Source organism: Syntrophomonas curvata (assembly GCF_052976825.1).
The window spans coordinates 2,060,098-2,079,665 of record NZ_CM129641.1 but is presented as its reverse complement, the minus strand read 5'-3'; the positions used below and the strand labels follow the sequence as shown (position 1 = coordinate 2,079,665).

At 47.5% G+C, this 19,568-nt stretch carries 22 protein-coding genes and 5 tRNA genes; 23 read left to right on the top strand and 4 right to left on the bottom strand.

The window, feature by feature from the left end:
* Positions 1–10 precede the first annotated feature (10 nt).
* Positions 11–388, top strand: coding sequence for a desulfoferrodoxin (locus ACU70B_RS09325; RefSeq protein WP_447183281.1), 378 nt, complete (start codon positions 11–13; stop codon positions 386–388).
* Positions 389–561: 173 nt separating this feature from the next.
* On the opposite strand, the gene splB is transcribed toward ACU70B_RS09325, so the two are convergent.
* Positions 562–1,593, bottom strand: coding sequence for a spore photoproduct lyase (gene splB / locus ACU70B_RS09320; protein WP_447183280.1), 1,032 nt, complete (start codon positions 1,591–1,593; stop codon positions 562–564).
* 214 nt (positions 1,594–1,807) lie between these two features.
* Between splB and ACU70B_RS09315 the strand changes: the two genes are divergently transcribed.
* The 9 genes from ACU70B_RS09315 (at position 1,808) to ACU70B_RS09275 (ending at position 4,935) form a co-directional block, all read left to right on the top strand.
* Positions 1,808–1,883: transfer RNA gene (locus ACU70B_RS09315), tRNA-Asp, on the top strand.
* 3 nt (positions 1,884–1,886) lie between these two features.
* Positions 1,887–1,962, top strand: a tRNA-Phe gene (locus tag ACU70B_RS09310).
* Positions 1,963–1,970: 8 nt separating this feature from the next.
* Positions 1,971–2,045 (top strand) — tRNA-Gly (locus tag ACU70B_RS09305).
* Between the two features lie 128 nt (positions 2,046–2,173).
* Positions 2,174–2,249, top strand: a tRNA-Cys gene (locus ACU70B_RS09300).
* A gap of 180 nt (positions 2,250–2,429) precedes the next feature.
* Entirely contained in the window at positions 2,430–2,897 is a 468-nt protein-coding gene (locus tag ACU70B_RS09295) for a hypothetical protein (protein ID WP_447183279.1), read from the top strand.
* A 294-nt stretch (positions 2,898–3,191) separates the two neighbouring features.
* Positions 3,192–3,280 (top strand) — tRNA-Leu (locus tag ACU70B_RS09290).
* Between the two features lie 689 nt (positions 3,281–3,969).
* Entirely contained in the window at positions 3,970–4,197 is a 228-nt protein-coding gene (locus ACU70B_RS09285; protein ID WP_447183278.1) for a DUF3791 domain-containing protein, read from the top strand.
* Complete coding sequence (locus tag ACU70B_RS09280; protein WP_447183277.1) at positions 4,194–4,691, top strand: DUF3990 domain-containing protein; 498 nt, start codon at positions 4,194–4,196, stop codon at positions 4,689–4,691. Before ACU70B_RS09285 ends, ACU70B_RS09280 begins: the two co-directional genes overlap by 4 nt.
* Before the next feature lie 13 nt (positions 4,692–4,704).
* Positions 4,705–4,935, top strand: a complete 231-nt coding sequence (locus ACU70B_RS09275) for a hypothetical protein (RefSeq protein WP_447183276.1) — start codon at positions 4,705–4,707, stop codon at positions 4,933–4,935.
* A 199-nt stretch (positions 4,936–5,134) separates the two neighbouring features.
* Here ACU70B_RS09275 and ACU70B_RS09270 read toward each other — a convergent pair whose 3' ends face one another.
* A complete protein-coding gene (locus ACU70B_RS09270; protein ID WP_447183275.1) occupies positions 5,135–5,926 on the bottom strand; it encodes an MBL fold metallo-hydrolase in 792 nt (263 codons plus the stop codon).
* Positions 5,927–6,092: 166 nt separating this feature from the next.
* Positions 6,093–6,866, bottom strand: coding sequence for a carbohydrate deacetylase (locus ACU70B_RS09265; RefSeq protein WP_447183274.1), 774 nt, complete (start codon positions 6,864–6,866; stop codon positions 6,093–6,095).
* A gap of 547 nt (positions 6,867–7,413) precedes the next feature.
* On the opposite strand from ACU70B_RS09265, the gene ACU70B_RS09260 reads away from it, so the two are divergent.
* Complete coding sequence (locus ACU70B_RS09260) at positions 7,414–8,964, top strand: L-lactate permease (RefSeq protein WP_447183273.1); 1,551 nt, start codon at positions 7,414–7,416, stop codon at positions 8,962–8,964.
* 120 nt (positions 8,965–9,084) lie between these two features.
* On the opposite strand, the gene ACU70B_RS09255 is transcribed toward ACU70B_RS09260, so the two are convergent.
* Positions 9,085–9,348, bottom strand: coding sequence for a hypothetical protein (locus tag ACU70B_RS09255; protein WP_447183272.1), 264 nt, complete (start codon positions 9,346–9,348; stop codon positions 9,085–9,087).
* Positions 9,349–9,635: 287 nt separating this feature from the next.
* Here ACU70B_RS09255 and ACU70B_RS09250 point away from each other — a divergent pair, with 287 nt between their 5' ends.
* From ACU70B_RS09250 to cybH, 12 genes are all read left to right on the top strand, one after another.
* Complete coding sequence (locus tag ACU70B_RS09250) at positions 9,636–10,106, top strand: DUF3842 family protein (protein WP_514393149.1); 471 nt, start codon at positions 9,636–9,638, stop codon at positions 10,104–10,106.
* 66 nt (positions 10,107–10,172) lie between these two features.
* Positions 10,173–10,784: an FmdE family protein gene (locus tag ACU70B_RS09245; RefSeq protein WP_447183271.1), complete on the top strand. Its 612-nt coding sequence runs from the start codon at positions 10,173–10,175 to the stop codon at positions 10,782–10,784.
* Positions 10,777–11,571 (top strand): CooT family nickel-binding protein, encoded by a 795-nt coding sequence (locus ACU70B_RS09240; RefSeq protein ID WP_447183270.1) that lies wholly within the window; start codon positions 10,777–10,779, stop codon positions 11,569–11,571. Before ACU70B_RS09245 ends, ACU70B_RS09240 begins: the two co-directional genes overlap by 8 nt.
* Before the next feature lie 244 nt (positions 11,572–11,815).
* The gene (cbiM, locus tag ACU70B_RS09235; RefSeq protein ID WP_447183269.1) at positions 11,816–12,535 is read left to right on the top strand and encodes a cobalt transporter CbiM; all 720 of its coding nucleotides are present in this window, start codon (positions 11,816–11,818) and stop codon (positions 12,533–12,535) included.
* Complete coding sequence (locus ACU70B_RS09230) at positions 12,528–12,842, top strand: PDGLE domain-containing protein (RefSeq protein WP_447183268.1); 315 nt, start codon at positions 12,528–12,530, stop codon at positions 12,840–12,842. The genes cbiM and ACU70B_RS09230 overlap by 8 nt, the downstream gene beginning before the upstream one ends.
* Positions 12,843–12,986: 144 nt before the next feature.
* Positions 12,987–13,835 (top strand): cobalt ECF transporter T component CbiQ, encoded by an 849-nt coding sequence (cbiQ, locus tag ACU70B_RS09225; protein WP_447183267.1) that lies wholly within the window; start codon positions 12,987–12,989, stop codon positions 13,833–13,835.
* A gap of 101 nt (positions 13,836–13,936) precedes the next feature.
* A complete protein-coding gene (locus ACU70B_RS09220) occupies positions 13,937–14,734 on the top strand; it encodes an energy-coupling factor ABC transporter ATP-binding protein (RefSeq protein ID WP_447183266.1) in 798 nt (265 codons plus the stop codon).
* 532 nt (positions 14,735–15,266) lie between these two features.
* A complete protein-coding gene (locus ACU70B_RS09215) occupies positions 15,267–15,617 on the top strand; it encodes a hydrogenase maturation nickel metallochaperone HypA/HybF (RefSeq protein ID WP_447183265.1) in 351 nt (116 codons plus the stop codon).
* Entirely contained in the window at positions 15,617–16,276 is a 660-nt protein-coding gene (hypB, locus tag ACU70B_RS09210; protein WP_447183264.1) for a hydrogenase nickel incorporation protein HypB, read from the top strand. Before ACU70B_RS09215 ends, hypB begins: the two co-directional genes overlap by 1 nt.
* Positions 16,277–16,370: 94 nt before the next feature.
* Positions 16,371–17,429 (top strand): hydrogenase small subunit, encoded by a 1,059-nt coding sequence (locus tag ACU70B_RS09205; RefSeq protein WP_447183263.1) that lies wholly within the window; start codon positions 16,371–16,373, stop codon positions 17,427–17,429.
* A complete protein-coding gene (locus ACU70B_RS09200) occupies positions 17,429–18,898 on the top strand; it encodes a nickel-dependent hydrogenase large subunit (RefSeq protein WP_447183262.1) in 1,470 nt (489 codons plus the stop codon). The genes ACU70B_RS09205 and ACU70B_RS09200 overlap by 1 nt, the downstream gene beginning before the upstream one ends.
* Before the next feature lie 8 nt (positions 18,899–18,906).
* Positions 18,907–19,554 (top strand): Ni/Fe-hydrogenase, b-type cytochrome subunit, encoded by a 648-nt coding sequence (gene cybH / locus ACU70B_RS09195; protein WP_447183261.1) that lies wholly within the window; start codon positions 18,907–18,909, stop codon positions 19,552–19,554.
* Positions 19,555–19,568: the final 14 nt, after the last annotated feature.

Here is a 19,568-nt window from a genome sequence, read left to right as displayed (position 1 = left end):
AGGTGGAATAATGGCGAAGAAACTGGGTATCTATAAGTGCGAGATCTGCGGTAATATCGTAGAAGTCCTGCACGAGGGCAAAGGAGAACTGGTTTGCTGTGGCCAGCCCATGAAGCTATACGAGGAAAATACTGTTGAAGCCGCCTTCGAAAAGCATATTCCCGTGATAGAAAAAACTGATGGCGGAGTATTAATCAAGGTGGGAAGTGCAGTTCACCCCATGGAGGAAAAACACTATATCGAATGGATTCAGATTTTGCAGGGCCAGAAATCTTATCGCCAGTTTTTGAAAGCGGGAGACGTTCCGGAGGTCAAATTTGAGGTGGAGGATTCAGACGATCTGGTAGCCAGAGCTTATTGTAACTTGCACGGCCTATGGAAGGGATAAAGTAAACCCTGGTGCAAGCCGTTGTCGATACCAATGCCGATATATTTAAGTAAAAACGACCCTGTCAGATGGCAGGGTCGTTCTATGCAAGGCTCTGCTTGTGCACTAAAAAAGCACTTCTGCTGCAAGAACATTGCCCTCTTAATCGGGGGAGGGGGGCATTGGAGTCAAGTTTAAATGATATAATTGATTCTGCTTCCGGGAAATAGTTTATTGACATTAGCGCCAAAGAAATCCTTCATTTCTGTAAGCTTTTCATCGCTGTAGACGAACTTGCCATAGCCGAACTGGCCATACTTAAACTTGCGGTCGGCTGTTTCCTCCATCGGCAGGCCGGTTTCAGGGAAAACTTCAACAATATTGCTCCGGGCCCGGCGGGTGAAGCGGTGGGAAATGACTTCCATTTCTATATGGGGATAAAAAGACGAAGGGATTATTCCGGCCATCTGCTGCAGTAAATCCAGGTAGTCTTTTTGCCATCCCTGCTCCAAGATAACTGGTGCGATAATAACCCCTGCCGGATAACCGGCGTGCAGCACCGCCGCCAGACCCTCCAACCGCTGGTCCAGTCCGGGTGTGCGGTGTTCATAACGACCGATTACCTTATCGCTATTGATGCTGAAACGTATACGGGTATGTCCTCGGTGATCAAGCCCCAGCAGACTATGAACGTAGGGGAATTTGGTTACAAAGCGCAGATATCCCAGTTCCTGACCGGCAAAAAACTCTATCGCCCGGGCCAGAATTCCGGTATAGGGCTCCACCGCTACCGGGTCGGAGGTGGAAGCGGCTTCAAATACGGTTACTTCAGGCGTTCGCCCGGTAATATATTTCTGCGCCTGCTGCAGTATCTCATCCAGGTTTACATAAATCCGGGTATAAGGCTTTTTACCCAGCCGGGTGTTAAGATAACAATACTCGCAAATACCTTCACAACCGGTTACCAGGGGAAGCTGGTAATGGGCTGAAGGTTTGCATCCGGCAAAATCCAGGCTCCTTCTTACCCCGACCACCAGGGTATTTTTGCCTTGAAAGAAGGCCTCGCGGGGACTCTCGCCCGGAATGCCGGTTACCCGGTTATGCGACTGCAGGAATTCTATAACATGACCGTCGTTTTGCAAACGCTGCAGTATTTCCCTGCCCAGGGGGTAATTCAGAGCATCACGTTCAAAATATATTCGTTTGTATCTAAAGGCTGCTTTCATCCTGCGCTCTCTTTCCCGTTTTATTCTATTCTGTGCAGCTTAATGCTAATCTACACCCGCCAGGGATTCCTGAAAAAATAATCTAGGGGTGTGGGGGCATGCGCCAAATAATTTCATGTAGCTGACGCCGGCAGGCAATTAGTGAGTTAAGGCATAAAAATTGCCGGGTTGTGTTGACTATTGTTTTAGCTGATGCTATAATAAACTTCGTTGCGGAGCCGTGGTGTAGCGGTTAACATGTCGGCCTGTCACGCCGAAGATCGTGGGTTCAAATCCCATCGGCTTCGCCATAAGCCTCGGTAGCTCAGCAGGTAGAGCAGCGGACTGAAAATCCGCGTGTCGGTGGTTCAACTCCGCCCCGAGGCACCATTAGTCAGGCGGAAGTGGCTCAGTGGTAGAGCATCGCCTTGCCAAGGCGAGGGTCGCGAGTTCGAATCTCGTCTTCCGCTCCATTGGAAAGCAGGCGTTACACGGTAACGCTTTTATTTTGCCCGCAGTAGTCCGAAGCTTATGGCTTTATTACCCTTGCAATAAAGGATGAAAGTTGATACAATAATGCTTGCGCGAGAGATAAACAAATGGGCGGATGGCGAAGTGGCTAACGCTGTGGTCTGCAAAACCACCATTCACCGGTTCGAGTCCGGTTCCGCCCTCCATAATTATAAAACCAGGCACACCCTTTACGGGTGTTTTTCTCTTTCTCCTTCGAACCTGGAGGAATACCACACAGGAACTATATGAGAAATAAACACTAGTGCTATTACCCGGTAGGGTCCCCGGACTTGATCAGGATGGAAGACAAAAACTGCATATTTATAAACGATAGGGTGAAATGAATGAAGCGTAGTTGGAAGAAATGGCTTTTAATGCTCCTGATACTGGGTATGGTAGCTGGTTATTCAGCCTTTTTTGTTCGTGTATATGCCGATTATCAAAACAGTGCCCGCTGGGCCAGAGAGCAGGCCCTGGCGGATAAACCGGCAGATAATGAAGAAGTTCCGCCAACAACGAATAGCAATGCCGATCCTAAAGCATCAGCCGGTACCGCCCACAGCATTAAAAATAAAGAGTTGGGCAAAATAACCGGTCAGGACTGGGGTAAAATATCGGCTGACGAAAAATTTAAACTGGTAAGTACCGTTTTAAATGGCCTGAAACTTACCGGCAGCAATATTAAAGCTGATGAAAAAGAGCTTGTTGCCACCCTGGATTCCTTTTACCAAGACGAAAACCGGAAAAGTACCGACATAATAACAGCTGTCACTTGCATAGGTGAGAAACGGGGATTTCTCAATCAGCAGTAAACCGACCGCAGTCTTAATCCTAAACAGACGCGGACAACCGTCCCCTACGGAGCACACCCTTCGGATAAATAATGCTCGCTTGGCTGTTGATCTTTTAGAGTTCTGCCTGTATATGATTATTTCATTTGCGGCTGCAGCTGTGATCATGGGGAGTTAACTTGAAATACGCGCCTTCATGATCGGTAGCAGAGTCGAGCTTTCAACCTTGCAAAAAGAGCACAAATTTGATACACTAAATCTTGCGCAAGAGCTGCGGTAAAAAAATGACCGGCTCAAAACGCACCAAGTTAATATGCCCGGGTGGCGGAATAGGCAGACGCACGGGACTTAAAATCCCGCGAGGTTTACCCCTCGTGCCGGTTCGACCCCGGCCTCGGGCACCATTATTTAGGACTTTGCTGAGATTGTATCTCAGCTTTTTTCATTTCATTTTGCTTTTGACCCAAATTCATCTATTTTATTTATCACTACGGAATCTGTTTTTGTTCTGATGTGCTGATAATGAATTGTGCTTCTTTTTGTCTAACATTTTCTCGGCGGTGACTATGGCTTGCCGCACAGTAAGAGCACAAGCTCAAGGCCTCACATAATGAGAATGCGATCCTCTCAACGTTTAGCATGCTACTGCATTTGCCGATTGCCGAAGAATACAGCATAATAATGAAAACTCATCAAATTTGGCGGGAAAACCATTGATTTAGCTTCATTTGACACAAGGTATTTTGGGGTGGGAAACGAATTAAAAGAGATAAAAAGGCCAAGCAAGAAGGGTTAAGTGCTGGAAGATGTGAAGGTCTGCAAAGTGCTTAAAACTATGGAGTGGATATGATAAATAGATATATGATGGCAGTTGATTAGAAAAGTTGGCGACTATCCGGGAATTCCGGATAGTTCAAACCTGGTTAAGTATTACGGCAGGAATTGCATATACTGCCGAGGACGGTAAAAAGTATAATAAGGTAAGACAGAGCTTGTATTGTTATAATAAAATTATAGAGGCCATCGTTGTGTGCTTATTGGACTAAGAAGTTAATGAAGCAATGATAATATATCGTGTGAAAGGAGGAGGCTAATGCTTACAAAACAAAGCAGGAATGTCATAAATTTTATGGTAGCCTGCGTTAACGAATTTGCTAATAAATTCGGGTTAAGCGAGAAAGAAGCCTTCGACTATTTGCATAAATACAACGGAATAGCGTTCATTAAGGATCATTACGAAGTCCAGCATTGCCTTAGTCTGGAGGATACCATTGACGATCTTGTTGCGGTGTGCAAGAACCATGGAGGGTTTTTAACATGATTTTATATCATGGCTCAAATGTGTTGGTTGAAAAAATTGACCTCCAAAAATGCAGACCGTTCAAGGATTTCGGTAGAGGTTTTTATTGTACCGAGTTAAAAGAGCAGGCTGAGTTGATGGCAAAACGTGTTGCTTATATTTATGGGGGCCGCCCTTATGTGACGATGTGGGAACTGAATGATGAGGCTTTCGTTTCATCTGAACTTAACATAAAGGCATTTGCGAAATCGTCAAAAGAATGGGCGATGTTTGTACTAAATAACCGAAGCAGGGATTTTACTGAGTACGACAGTGCTGAATGCAATCATGACAATAAATATGACATTGTTACAGGACCGGTTGCTAATGATGATTTAGCACTATTATTTCGAACTTTTACAAACGGGTTTATAGATATGGATGCTTTAGTAAAAGGAATGAAGTATAAACGCCTTTCGGAGCAGATTTCCTTTCATACCGAGAAAGCACTGCGCTATCTCAAACCAATAACGTAGGAGGGCTGCTAAGATGGATGTCGTCAATGCTTTGATTGAGGGTGTGACCCAGGACATCATTGGCTACCTGGTGGAAGACAGAATGATTGAAATTGAAGAAGCGATGAGCATTTTTTACAAGTCGGTATTGTGCGAAAAGCTACTAAACAAAGATACCGGCCTTTACCGGGAAAGCTCAGCCTATCTGTACGAATTACTGAAAGATGAACTGGCGGATGGGGAATTTATTCAAAAAGAAATTTAAGATAATCGACGGCAAAGGCAGCTAGCTGCTAAGTGTAGTCAAGTGCCATTATTTTTAAACCCCGCGAGGTTTACCCCTCGTGCCGGTTCGACCCCGGCCTCGGGCGCCATTGATAAGAAAACGGTTTTTATTTGCTTGGAAGTTTTTAAAAACCGTTTTTTAGTCCCGTTGCGACGGAATGATAACTCAAAACAATTATCTAATCAATAGAATCAACTTTCAGCAGCCGAGCATCATGAGCCATTAAAAGGCGGGAACCGAACTTTTTAATCTCTGCCCATGGAACTGCCTGTCCCTGTACCGGGCCTGAGCAATCACGTTCTGTCAACCAGGCGTTTATAGTGTCCCATACACCTTCTTCCCAGTAGAACTTCCTTCCCGCACCCTCCCGAAAAGACCGCCAGCGCTCCGGCGGAATCTTTGCCCAAAGCAGGTCGTAGTTAAACGGGGAATCCCCGATAAGATATACCGGCCCTGATTTGGTTTGGACTTCGACCAGTTGATGACCGCTGGTGTGACCACCACTTTGTATGACCTTAAGACCCGGTTTGATTTCTCTATTGCCCTGAATTAATTCGATATTGGGAAGCAGGGGCAGCCAGTGGGAAGGGCTGAAGTAAGTTTCCTCATTGGGATTGAGCTGAAACAAACCGCGAAACTCGTTAACCTGGACATAAAAACGGGCTTGGGGAAAGTCGGGCATCCCAGCGGTATGATCCCAATGAATATGGGTCAGAATCACCTCTTTTATTTGAGAAGGGGCAAAACCCAGTTTTTTTATCGCCGCCTTTATCTTTTGCTCCTCGGTTTGGGTTGAAGAGGTATTGGCGCCTGGAATTCCCTTCGGGTCAAAACCGGTGTCGACCAGTACCGCCTCACCTGCTTCGTCCACCACCAGGAAAGCGAAGCAGTGAATATTCTCCAAAGAACGGGCTGATTTAAAGTAAATGTTGAAGCAGCCGTTGAACAGGGGATAGATGGTATGATGCATCCTTAATATCCTCCGATGAAAGCTAATTATAATTTGATTATACGCTTTTCGGCAGTACCTTTTAAAGATATATCAGCTATAAAAATACATATTAGTATTATTAAGGAGAACAACCTCAAAAATCCCCCGTTTTTGAGACTGACGTGCAAAAACTGGCCGAAGGTCATCAATATACGATCCGATTCCTATTGCGTAAATCAATTGAATAGTGTAAATGGTTGTAATTAATAAGCCTGATTTCCAGCGCACGTATCGTTTCTAAAACCTCCGGGTCGCTTAGAACACCGAATTCAATTTCCCTGACCTGGGTCCAGGTGCATACACTTTCCAGACACTCATCCACATAGCCCGGGTGGCAAATAAGTTCCGAGGTGCCATGGGGTAATGAACGCAGGTTTTCTAGAAGGAGATTCTTCCCGCCATCCTCAAAATAAGCATGGGCGTAGAAATTGTCTACCCCCGGCGGCAGGCGCATATCCAATGCAGGTTCCCAACCAGTGCGGCGCATAGGCAACTTCATGCTTCGGGCCAGCAGGATCATTGGGCGGCATACAGTTTTCCGATCCTGGGTAAAACGGTGCGAGTCAATATGGGTGGGCCTTATGCCCGCAGTCAGCAAGCGGTTCATCTGAGCTTTGAGCTCAATCATTATATCCCGTTCGTTCCAATCCAATTCTTCGGAAAAACCGCCCTCCCCGTCAACCAGAGATGGTACCCAGCTAGCCGGAGAGATGGGCGAACCGGAGGAGAGATTCAAATGCAATCCTACCCCCAGGGTTGGGATATTGACTAACCGTCGAGCTGCGTCCTGGAATCCTGGCATATTTACCATCAGGGAAGTACTTTTGACAACCCCGGCCTGGTGCAAATCGATTATAGCCCGGTTTACGCCCGGAGCCAGGCCACAATCATCGGCATTGATAATCAAATATTTTGTCATCGCAAACCCTCCTTCTATCAGTATCGGCACAATTTATCTTATGTAATGGCAATTTATACTGCTACTGGGAAATAAAACTACAAACCTGTTCGATAATTATAACTGGCCTTTAAACCAGGATGTAGTGCGTGCAAAGTGTTAAAATATATAAATAGGCATAATTTTACGGGAGGGTTAATAATTGGCGCTATTTTCCAAAACCGGCCTGGAAGCCACAGGGGCTAGAATAATGTACTGCCCGGTTTGTGAAGCCAGGTTAATTTTTGACCAGGCTGCTAATATATATATATGCCAATTTTGCGGGTGGGAAATTAATGAAGAAGAGAAGCCTGTTCCGTATGTATTAATGGCGGACATGCTAAACCGATTTAAGTAAACGCGTCTTATAAGATTCTCCGGGTATGCCGGTTCCGGCTGCATTGGATTGATCTCCCCCAAAAAGTGCTTGTCGGCAAACTTGCCTTTTGCTAAACTAACTTATTGGATGGTAAAATACCCTCACAATTTTAAATGGTAGGACAGTAGGATAGGAGGAGTGTAAAGTCTGATGGATGTAGTGTTGACTTTAATACCCATTGTTGCTGTGCTGGTTTTGCTTACCCTGGCGAAATGGCCGGCCGATTTGAGTGGAATGGCAGGATGGATTCTGGTAGTAGCTATAAGCGCTTTTTTCTTCAAAACATCGCTGCAGGTAGGTTTAACTGCCAGTCTGGCCGGAATGATTGCTTCCTTTCCGGTTTCTTTAATGGTAGCCACCTCTATATTTCAAATCACTTTTCTGGAATCAACCGGCGCCCTAAAAAGAATAGTTGTCTTTGTTAAGACCCTGGCCAAAAACGACCAGGCGGTACAGATAATGATAATAAACATGGGTATAGGCACCCTGCTGGTAGCAGTGGGGGCGACTCCTGTATCCATACTGCCCCCGCTTATGCTGGCTTTGGGATACTCAACCTTTGTGGCCGTAGCTCTGCCAGCCCTGGGTTTTGACTCCCTCTGTACATATGCCCTGCTGGGTGCGCCGCTGGTAGTGTTTTCGGATATGACCGGTACCCCATTGACTACTTCTGCCCTGGTATTTTCCAAATTCATGCCGATGATATCGACCATGATCGGCTTCGGCATGCTATGGCTGGTGGGGGGATGGAGCAAGGTGAAAGAAGGCTTTATACCCTGCACTCTGGCCGGACTTACCATGGGGTTCACTGCGGTAGCGGTAGCCCATATTGGCAAAGGCATAGTGTTAACCGGTGTACTTGGCGGTCTGGCTACTATTGTCATGATGCTGCTTTACATGAGATTAAGCGGAAAAGCCATACTCGACCGCAGTTGCATCAGTAATGAAGAGAAGCAGATAGAAAAAAATATGCCGCTGCTTACTGCTCTGGGTCCCTGGATAATACTGCTGGCAACCTGCCTCTTCATCAACTTCTGGCCGCCGCTTTTTGATTTCCTGTTCAAAGACCTGGCTATGCCGGTAGAGATTATACCCGGCGGTAAGCCAATAATGACCCGGATGCTGTGGAATGCTTATACCTGGGTGATAATAAGCACTCTGCTGGCCATACCCTTTATCAAGCCGACCCGGAAGCAGTGGCAGGATATCGGGAAGAAGTGGATAAAACGCGCCCCCCGGCCGGTGTTTTCCGCAGCTATTTTTTTCGCCATCGCCTATGTGATGACCTATTCCGGCTATGCTCCGGTAAATGGGATCTGGGAAATGTCTAGCTCTGACTATAATATGATATCCATCCTGGCCGTTGGCTCGGCAGACTTTTTCCAGGGCCTTTACCCTGCGGTAGCGGCTTTTCTGGGCCTCCTGGGCGGGTTTGTCAGCGGTAGTGAAGCTTCAACTATAGCCCTGTTTACCAAATACAATATCCTGACCTCAAAAATATTGAGCGTAGATGCCCTGGTAGTCACTGCTGGTACAGCAATTGCCGGAGGGCTGGCCAGTGTCATTTCACCCGCCAAACTGCAAAACGCGGCTGCCACCATCGATAGCCTGGGTACCGAGTCCAAAGTTATCCGGGCGGTAGTGCCTATAGCTCTGATTTTTACAGCAGTGGCGGCACTTTTGACCCTTTTCTGGGCTTGAGGCCGCTTGCCCGCCTGCGCCCTATGGGTATAGCCATGCGGCCATGGGGTTAATGAATATACAGAAACCAACCCGGGCGTCATATTGCTCATTTGGGGATAGAAGACCCGGGTTGGTTTTCTAGTTGTTTATCTGGTATGTTTTCCAGGCTAATTCCTCTGGTTTAACCCTGGTTAATAATCTCACCAATTCCTCTGGCCCCCGATAGATGCCATCGCCTTTAAAGTTCTGGGCCATCAGAACCACCGGCATCAGGGGAAAGAACTTCGAAAATACCTTGACTGCTTCTGAAGCCAGCAAATCATTTTCTACCACGTCGCGCTTTACTATCACTACCACACAGGTAGATTCTTCCTTTTTGAAGATGGCTGCGGTGAATTCCATAAGCCTGTGCTCCTTTCCGGGACTATAGTCTTAACCGGGAAAATATTCTTACGACTATATTTTATGGTAATAAAAAAACCGGCTGCAGACAAGCGGATTCAGGCAGGAAAATCTCATTTATTGTAGAATGTCAACATATAATAGTTTTATACCACTTATTATTAACCACGAAGGTTAAATGTTGCCTGAAGGCGGTGCTGTTTCTTCGTGCCTTTTTATTTTCTGAAGGCAGGATAAGGGGCAATTGTAGAAATATAAAGAGAGATAGGACAGGGTGTGTTATACTGATGGCAACCAAAAAGGGGAGCGGAGGAGAAGGTTTGAGAATAGCCGTGATTGATGGCCAGGGGGGCGGAATCGGGCGTGTCATAGTAGAGAAGCTGCGCCGGGAGATGGGTGACAGCTGCGAAATAGTAGGATTGGGCACCAATTCCATAGCCACCTCTTTAATGCTCAAGGCGGGAGCTAACGAAGGGGCTACGGGGGAAAATGCAGTTGTAAAAACTGTGGCTCAGGTTGATGTGGTTACAGGCTCTTTAGCCGTACTGGCAGCCAATTCCTACCTCGGTGAGTTGACCCCGGCAATGGCTGAGGCTATTGCTTCGTGCCGGGCCAGTAAATTGCTCATACCTTTGAACCGTTATAAAATTGAAATTCCAGGCGCCCTGGATGAACCGCTGCCTATTCAGGTGGATCACCTGGTTGCCAGGATAAGGCAACTTTACGACCAGGAGTTCAAACTGCGCAACAGTCAATAAATAACAATAAGGGTGCATAATTCCCGGACGAACATTAAAAGTGTAAATAGGAAAGGTGGAGACATTATGTGCAAAAACATGCCGCCGTTGGAATTGGCTATCCAGTTTCATGGGCATATTTGCCCGGGTCTTTTAATAGGGGTAAGGGTAGCCGAATTCGTTCAAAAACACCTGGATATATCCCAGGACTATGATGAAGAATTAGTGGCCATTGTCGAGACCGATTCCTGTGGAGTAGACGCCATTCAGGCCATACTGGGATGTACCTTCGGCAAAGGTAATCTGATATTCAACGACTATGGCAAAAGCGTATATACCATTGCCAGCCGGGAAAAGGGACGTGCTGTCCGCGTTGCCCAGAGATTCGGGGCAACTGCTTTCAAAGAATCGGAGCGTTTCCGGCAACTAAACCGTAAGGAATCCTTAAACGAAGAAGAGACGGCCGAAAAGGAAAACCTGATCGGAGTCCTTTTTGAAAAGATTATGACCATGCCGCTGGACGAGCTTATTACCTGGGAGGATATAGAACTTAAAATGCCGGGTAAAGCACAGATACATGCTACTCTGCAATGTGCCGATTGCGGCGAGGGAGTTATGGAAACCCGCAGCCATAAGACAGAAGCGGGAATCCTGTGCATACCCTGCTACCAAAATCGAGGAGGTGGGTCCGGTGTGTGAAGCCAATATCTACATTGACCGTGGTTCCGGCGAGGAATTGTTAATGGAAAAGGTAGATCGTATTATTCCCGGAGAAGAAAATAATATTTTTATGGAGAGCATCTTCGGTGAACGTCGGGTAGTAAAAGCCCGCATCAGGGAGATGGAGCTGGTTCACCATCGAATCGTTCTTGAAGAGATTAAAGAGGTAAACGAAGTACAGGAAATGGAAATCTGGCTGGAACCGGATACTGACCATGGGCATTTTCACGAAGGTGAAGAGGTAAATCTGAAACTGCTCAAAGGCTATAATATGAAGGCTGATTCAACCGCAGACCTTAAAAATGCCAGGGCTTTTGTAGTGGCCGAGGGGGAAAAGAAGGAGCTGCATTTTCACGAGCACGATGGAGACAAAAATCTCCTCATGGGGCAGGAAACCGAAGGGTTAATCCAGGTTTATGCGGCTGACGAGGATGGGCTTTATGCTAAATTAATTGTTGAAATAGGGCACCACCATCATCACGGGCTGCAACCGTTGGGATTGCCCCTGGAGATTGTCCCCAGCAGCTATAGTCATGCCCGTATGGGTGAGAATTACGAAATCCAGGTGCTGAAAGAGGGAAAACCATTGGCCGGAGTGGAGGTCAGAGCAACTTACTCCGGAACCCACAACCGGGATTACCCCCATCATCTGACCACTGACAGTGAAGGCAAGGCTCGCTTATATCTTACGGCTCGCGGCAACTATCTGTTTACTGCCAGCGATGAAGGCATAACCAGTACCTTTACCTTGATGAAAAGCTTCTAGGCGGGGAAGACGGAGGTAATTCCATTGCTTCCCTGAAATAAATTTGCCCGATGAGAAGGAATTTAGTATATGGTGTAGAATTATGAGACTCAAGCAACGTCATGAAGGCGTTTCACAGGAAACCGGGTAAAGACTGAACAGAGACCATGAAGGTCAGGCTGGTATGAAACCAGTATTGATACTTTATGGTCTTTTCGTATTACCGGCGAAGAATTATACTCAATAAATTGGGGAGGGTGTAAGAATGCACATTCCAGATGGGTATCTGAGTCCGCAAACGGCGGTGCCGTTGATTGCAGTCATGGTTCCGGTTCTGGGGATAGCCGCCAACAAGGTCAAAAATGAAATGAAGAAGAAAGAGGTGCCGGTGCTGGCTGCCGGAGCAGCATTCTCGTTTGTCATTATGATGTTTAACTTACCTATACCGGGGGGGAGTTCGGCTCATGCCGTCGGGGCGGTTTTGCTGGCGATACTTCTGGGCCCGTGGGCGGCCTGCCTGGGAGTGTCAGTAGCCTTGATCATCCAAGCCGTTGTCTTTGGGGACGGCGGTATTCTTGCGATAGGGGCGAATTGCTTTAATATTGCTTTTATAATGCCGTTTGTCGGCTACTATACCTACAAGATCATTAAAGGCAGGGCGGAAAAGCTGTCTGCCAGAGGTATGGCTGCAGCATTTATTGGCGCCTACATTGGGCTTAACGTGGCAGCCCTTTCCACCGCTCTGATGTTTGGGGCCCAGTATCATCTTTTTCAGGCTGCTGACGGCACGCCCCTTTACTTCATGTATCCGATCAAGGTAGCCGTAGCCGCTATGATGTCCGAGCATCTGATTCTGGCCGGGCCGGTCGAGGGAGCGGTTTCGGTCTTGGGCCTGTGGTTTATAGGTAAGAATTACCCGGCTCTGCTGGCAGAAGGCAGCTTATGGAGGGCACGTGAGGGCAAGGAGGCAGGAACTTATGTTTAAAACCTATAAAAAGCTGTGGTGGGGGCTGGTGGTGCTTATAGCCTTGTCGCCTTTGGGATTGCTGGCAACGGGTACAGCGTTTGGCGAATGGAGCACCGACGAATTAATTGGCGAAGTTGGGTTTATTCCAGCCGGATTGTCTAAATTTGCGGACTTCTGGCAACATGTCCTTTTGCCTGATTATTCCGTACCCGGTTTGGAAGCGGGGTTCACCCAGTCGGCTGTCGGGTATATTTTCTCTGCTGTAGTAGGAATACTTCTGGTAGTTCTGGTGATATCAATTTTTTACCGCATGGCTAAGGATTAGGAAGATTAAGGCTGCTTGCCCGGGGACAGGGGATGCTCTTTTTGTCCTTCAGCTGAAGCGGGGAAAAAGAACCGTTCCCCTGCCCCCCTCCCTGGTTCCAGGGTATAATTTTCCCGGCGTCTGCGGTTGGAAAGATGGTAATTTATGGGTAACGGCAGGATAGACCTCCCGGACTGGATGGGCACAAAAGAATATGCTGACTTCGGCTTAGAGGTAAAAGGAAGCCATAGCACGGGCTTTTTGCGCAAAACCCTGCATGAACTGCAAAAAAGCCTGTCCAGTGAACGGCTGAGTGAGTATTATACCCGCCAGGATGGTCTGTTGCAGGGTATCGACCCCCGAATTAAGCTGATAGCTGCTGTGGCATTGATACTATGGGTCGGTTTGGTCCATAACATAGGGGTTCTGCTGGGTCTATGGCTCCTAACCCTTATGCTCATGTACTTGTCCCGGTTGCCGGTTGTGAACATGCAGGTGAAGATTTGGGCGTTTATCCCGCTTATAACCCTGCTGGTTGCCATACCCGGCATGTTTAACCTTATTAACAACGGAACCCCCTTACTGGTGGTGCACCATTTCAGTGAGCCTGTATACCTGTGGGGTTATAAGCTGCCTCCCAGTATATTCATAAGTTATCAGGGAGCCAGGGCTGCATTATATCTTTTCTTGCGAGTGGGGATATCAATATCTCTGGGGGTATTGTTGGCTGTGACCACGCCTGTATCCCGCTTGCTCAAATCCCTTCATATGCTTGGAGTACCGGCGCTGTTTGTAATGATTATCGAAATGACCTACCGCTATCTGATGCTTTTACTCATGTTATCGCTGGAAATGTTTGAGGCACGCAAAATGCGTACCGTAGGCAAAATATCCCTACGCCGACAGCAGGCTCAGGTGGGTTCATCGGTAGGAGCTCTGTTTGTCAAAAGCATGCTGATGGCCGAGGAGGTCTATCAAGCCATGACCGCCCGCTGCTATACCGGTAATAGCTGAAGAGGGTCAGGGGAACAGGAGCAGGTGACGGCAAGAAATAACCTATTCTCCGGGCTTGACCTCTTAAAATAACAGGCTGAGTAAAGATGGGAGGATGTTCTTTGAAGGAAACGCTCTTCAGTTTGCAGGGAGTCGGCTTCACCTACGGCAGGGGAATAGATGTTTTTCGTAATTTAAACTTGAAGGTGGCAAAAGGGGAGAGCCTTTGCCTGCTGGGGGCCAATGGTTCCGGAAAATCTACCCTTTTAAAGATACTATGTGGTCTGGTTTTTCCCGAAGAAGGTAGATTTATAGCCTTTGGCCGGGAAATAACCGAACAGCTTATGGAAAATGACCGTTTTGCTCAGAGTTTTCACCGTCGGGTCGGCTTTATTTTTCAGAATTCCGATGCCCAGCTTTTTACCACCCGGGTGGAGGATGAAATTGCCTTTGGCCCTTTACAGCTGGGATTAAGCCAGGCTGAAGCGAACAAGCGGGTAGACGATGTGATCGGCATGCTGCAGTTGGAAGAACTGCGAGAGAGATCACCCTATTTGCTCAGCGGCGGGGAAAAGAAAAAAGTGGCTGTCGCTTCAGTCCTGGTACTGAACCCGGAAGTGCTCATCCTGGATGAACCGACCAACGGTTTGGACCCCAGGACCCAGAGATGGTTGATAGATCTGCTGCTGGAACTGAACCGTCGGGGCTGTACCATCATAACCTCTACCCACAACCTGGAACTGGCACATGCTCTATCCCGGCGGGCACTGGTTTTATCCGAACAGCATCAGCTGATATATGACGGTTCAACCGCTGAAGTGCTGGCTAATCGTAAACTGCTTCAGGAGGTAAACCTTATCGATGAGTACTGTCATATCCATGGAGAGGACGAACACGTTCATCGTTATGTACACAATTAGGGCAACGGGGCGGTAGCGGTGAACGATCGAACCGGCCGCTGTTTTTTTCGGCCTTTTTTAAGCTTGTCAAAGAAAAGAAGATACAATAAGATAAATTAACAAGCCTATAAAAAAAATTAGGGTATTTTGTAGGATAATTTAAAGTTATATAGAATATATATTTATGATGATCGCTGGCAACTGTCAATGAATGACGGTTGCGAAAAAAACATAACGGATAGTTGTTGAAATTATTGCAACAATAGTAAAAATACGGGTTGCGTCACATAAATTGTCCGGGTCTGTATGACCTCCGGTATAAACTGCGGCATGCAGACCTAGGTATGGCTGGAACCGGCCAGGTTTTCCCGTATCGTGAAAAGGAGATGCTAAAGTTTAGGCAGAAGTGATAAGCGTGTCCATGAAGGGCCCGGCTGCTTATCTATTTGTGCATCTATGCTCGGCATTTCGTGCCGAGCTTTTTTTTCGCTGGGGCGGGGGCCAAAAGGTGGCTGATTGATTATTTTGATCAACTTGGGTGAAGGTGGAGCAAATGCATGAATTATCAATTATCCAGGGCGTAGTGGATGCGGTCAGGGAAAGCGCCATAGAGCATGGCCTTGCCCGGGTTAATAAAGTCAAATTGGTAGTCGGAAAATTGACTGCGGCCTTGCCTGAAAGCCTCTGCTTTGCCTTTGAGGCAGTAGCGGTGGACGAAATGTTTAAGGACGCGACATTGGAAATTGAAGAGAGAGAGCTTTGTTGTATATGTACCTGCTGCCAGAGCCGATTTCAAGTGAATGAGGACTATAATTTCATTTGTCCGCAGTGTGGGCACGGACAGGCTGATATAATTACCGGACGGGAACTTTATATTGATTATTTCGAAGGGGACGAAGTCTGATGGTACAGGTGAACCTGCAAAGCAACATCCTGGGGGCTAATGAGCTGTTGGCCCGTAAAAACCGCCATACTTTTAAAGACAGCCGGGTGCTGGCAGTTAACCTTATGAGTTCTCCCGGTTCCGGTAAGACCACCATACTGGAGCGCACCATTGAAAAGCTGGGAGACAAACTTAACCTGGGGGTTATCGAAGGTGATCTCTATACCGACCAGGACGCCCGGCGCATAGAGAAAAAAGGAGTGCGGGTGGTGCAGATCAATACCGAAGGCACCTGCCACCTGGATGCGGGGATGGTTGGGAAGGCGTACGAGGCTTTATCTGCAAGCCGGCTCGACCTGGTATTTATCGAAAACGTAGGCAATCTGGTCTGCCCGGCCGAGTTCGACCTGGGGGAGGATTTCCGGGTAGTGGTTATCAGTATTACCGAGGGGAATGACAAGGTCCTGAAATATCCTCTGATTTTCCGGGAGGCACGGGTAGTATTAGTTAACAAGATAGACTTGCTGGACTACACCGATTTTAATTTAGAGCAATTTGAAAATGATTTGAAGCAGGTGAACCCTTCCGCACTGACCTTTATGGTCTCTGCCCGGACGGGTATGGGAATAGACAAATGGAGTGAATTCCTGCTGGAGGAGGTGAGGGCTAAGATAAGCTAGCTAATAATAGTAGAGAGAGAGTATAACCGTGATTGGGATTGTATATAGAGTTTTTGGTTGTTGGTTAATTAATCGATTGGGGGGAATGTCTTAAATGCCTACCAAACTTAGTCGCAGAGACTTCGTTCGCCTCTGTGCAGGTTCGGCCGCAGCTATATCCATGACAGGATTCCTTGGTCCTTATATGTCTGAAGCTGTAGCAGCCGGTGCTCCTCCGGTTATCTGGATACAGGGGGCATCTTGCACAGGGTGTTCAATTTCCTTGTTGAATACGGTTCATCCTGACATTAAAAAGGTTTTGACCGAAGTGATCAGCTTGAGATACCATCCCAATATTATGGCAGCTGCCGGTGATCTGGCTCTGCAGGAGATGTATAAAGTGGCCGAGGAGAATGCGGGTAATTTCTTCCTGGTGGTTGAAGGTGCGGTACCGACCGGTGCTAATGGTGCATACTGTACGGTAGGTGAGGAAAACGGCCATCATATAACCTTTGAAAAGCTGGTCACCGATATCGGTAAAAAGTCCACGGCGATATTGTCTTTTGGCACCTGCTCGGCTTTCGGCGGAATTCCTGCTACGCCGCCCAACCCCACTGAGTGTAAGCCCGTTTCCAAGGTGGTTAAAGATGTTCCGGTTATTAATGTACCCGGCTGTCCGCCTCATCCCGATTGGATGGTAGGAACCATCGCCCATGTATTGCTGTATGGAATTCCTGAGCTTGATAACTTTGGCCGTCCTACCATGTTCTTTGACAAAATCATCCATGACAATTGCCAGAGAAGGCAGTATTTCGATAACGGCATATTTGCCAAGAACTTCGGGGAAATGGGATGTATGCTGGAACTGGGCTGCAAAGGGCCTATCGCTCATTGCGATGCTACCACCAGGCTGTTTAACGGCGGGGTAAACTGGTGCGTCAAGTGCGGTAGTGTCTGTATTGGCTGCACTGAACCGCAGTTTCCGGGTTGGCCGATGTATGAGAGAATGGCAGAGATGCCGGTGGGACCTGCAACTTCCGTAACCGTTGACCAAGTCGGCGGGGTGCTGGGCGCCGCTGCCGTATTAGGTATTGGCGGGCACCTGGCAGGTAATATAGCTACCGGTCGTATTGGCCCCAAGAGGAATGAAGAAGAGAAAGAGGGTGACAATTAATGGCCAAGGTTGTTGTCGATCCCGTAACCCGTATTGAAGGCCACTTGAAACTGGAGGTCGAAATAGATGGCGGTGTGGTAAAAGATGCCTGGACCAGTGGAACTCTGTGGCGGGGATTTGAAAAAATACTGCAGGGCAGAGACCCGCGCGATGCCGAGCAGATAGTGCAGAGAATTTGCGGTGTTTGTCCTACCTCCCATGCTACTGCGGGTATTTTGGCACTTGATGATGCATTTGGCATTGAACCGCCACCCCATGGAAGGATAATCAGAAACCTGATTCTCGGTTCCAATTTTATTCAGTCGCATATATTACACTTTTTCCATCTGGCCGCATTGGATTATGTTGATGTGGAACGGGTGAAAAGTATCAATGTAAATATACCTCCTTTTAAACCCAGGTATAACACTCCTTTTAATTTGCCGGATGATATAAATGAGTTTGCTGCCGGCTGCTACCTGGATGCTCTGGTGGCGCGCCGCAAAGCCCAGGAAGCCCTGGCTATTTGGGGCGGCAAGATGCCTCATGTCCAGTCCATAGTTCCGGGCGGAGTCTCCGAAGTTCCGGATGCCCAAAAGGTTTTCGAATACATCACTCGCATAGATGAACTTATTAGTTTTATTGAAAATAAATATATACCGGTGGTTCAGGCAGTAGCCCAATATTTTCCGGAGGACTTCAATATTGGTATTGGCTGCAAGAATATGATGGCTTACGGCGGCTTCCCGCTGGAAGAGGGGAAAGACCATGTTAAGAAGGATAAGTTCTTCCCTTCAGGCATCTATTTGCGAGGACAGGATCTGCCTTTTGACCCCAAGAATATAGCTGAGGAAGTAAAATACTCCTGGTATGAAGATGATACCGGCGGACAGACTCCGGACGTAGCTGTTATTACCGCCGCCCCCGAAAAGAAGGGTGCCTATTCCTGGATGAAATCTCCCCGTTATAACGGCAATCCCATGGAAGTCGGCCCTCTGGCCAGAATGTGGGTCATGAAGCAAAAAGATGTACGGGGACTGGGTGACAAGGCCTTTTCTGTATTGGGAAGACACTTTGCCCGGGCAGTCGAATGCAAGTTGGTGGCTCATGAACTGAAAAAATGGGCTCTGGAGCTTAAACCTGGTGAACCGGTTTGTACCCCGCATAAAGTTCCCAAGGGCAGTGAAGTTGTGGGAATGGGTCTCACTGAAGCTCCCCGTGGCGCTCTGGGACACTGGCACAAGATCAGCAGCGATGGCCGGACCGCCGTCTATAATGCAGTAGTGCCCACTACCTTCAATGCTTCTCCCCGGGATGAAAGAGATGTCCAGGGACCCATGGAGCAAGCAATAATCGGTACTCCGGTACAGGATATCAATAGTCCTGTGGAACTGGTCAAGATAGTGAGGTCTTTTGACCCCTGTTTTGGCTGCGCCATTCACATTATGACTCCTGACAAAAAAACTATCAGCCAGTTCGCTATCAACTAGGGGGTGAAATGATGGTAAAACAGATGGAGGATAGGCATTCTGGCTGGATCCGGTTTTGTCACTGGACTAATATGATTGCTATAACCCTTTTGATTTTAACCGGATACTACATCCATGCCCCCCATGCTTTCAGACTGTTCAGCAATATGGATACCCCACGCACCCTACATTTTGCTATGGCTTACGTGCTGTGTTTCGGGGTGGTATTGCGGGTATATTATGCTATTGCAGCCAAAGACGCCAAGAATATTGTTTTTAACATCAAAGAGGATACCCTCAAGTTTCCCAGTATGATAAAATATTATCTCTTCATGGCTGATAGCCACCCTTATTACGGCAAATACAACCCAGGTCAAAAAATGATGTACACTGGATGGCTGTTCATGGCCCTTATCCAGATCATCACCGGGTTTATACTCTACAAGCCTAATATGTTTATGGCATTAGGCGGCTTCCTGGGTGGTTATTTAGCCGTTCGCTTGATTCATTATATAGTAACCTGGCTGTTTGTACTTTCTGTGCTGGCTCATGTATACCTGGATATTTCTGAAGGTATCCCGGTATTGAAATCCATGTTTACCGGCAAAATCCCCACCGATTTTGATCATGGCACCCATGAAGAGGAAGTCAAGGCCGATGGCGGATTCAGTGCTTAAGGGAAGAGGGGGCT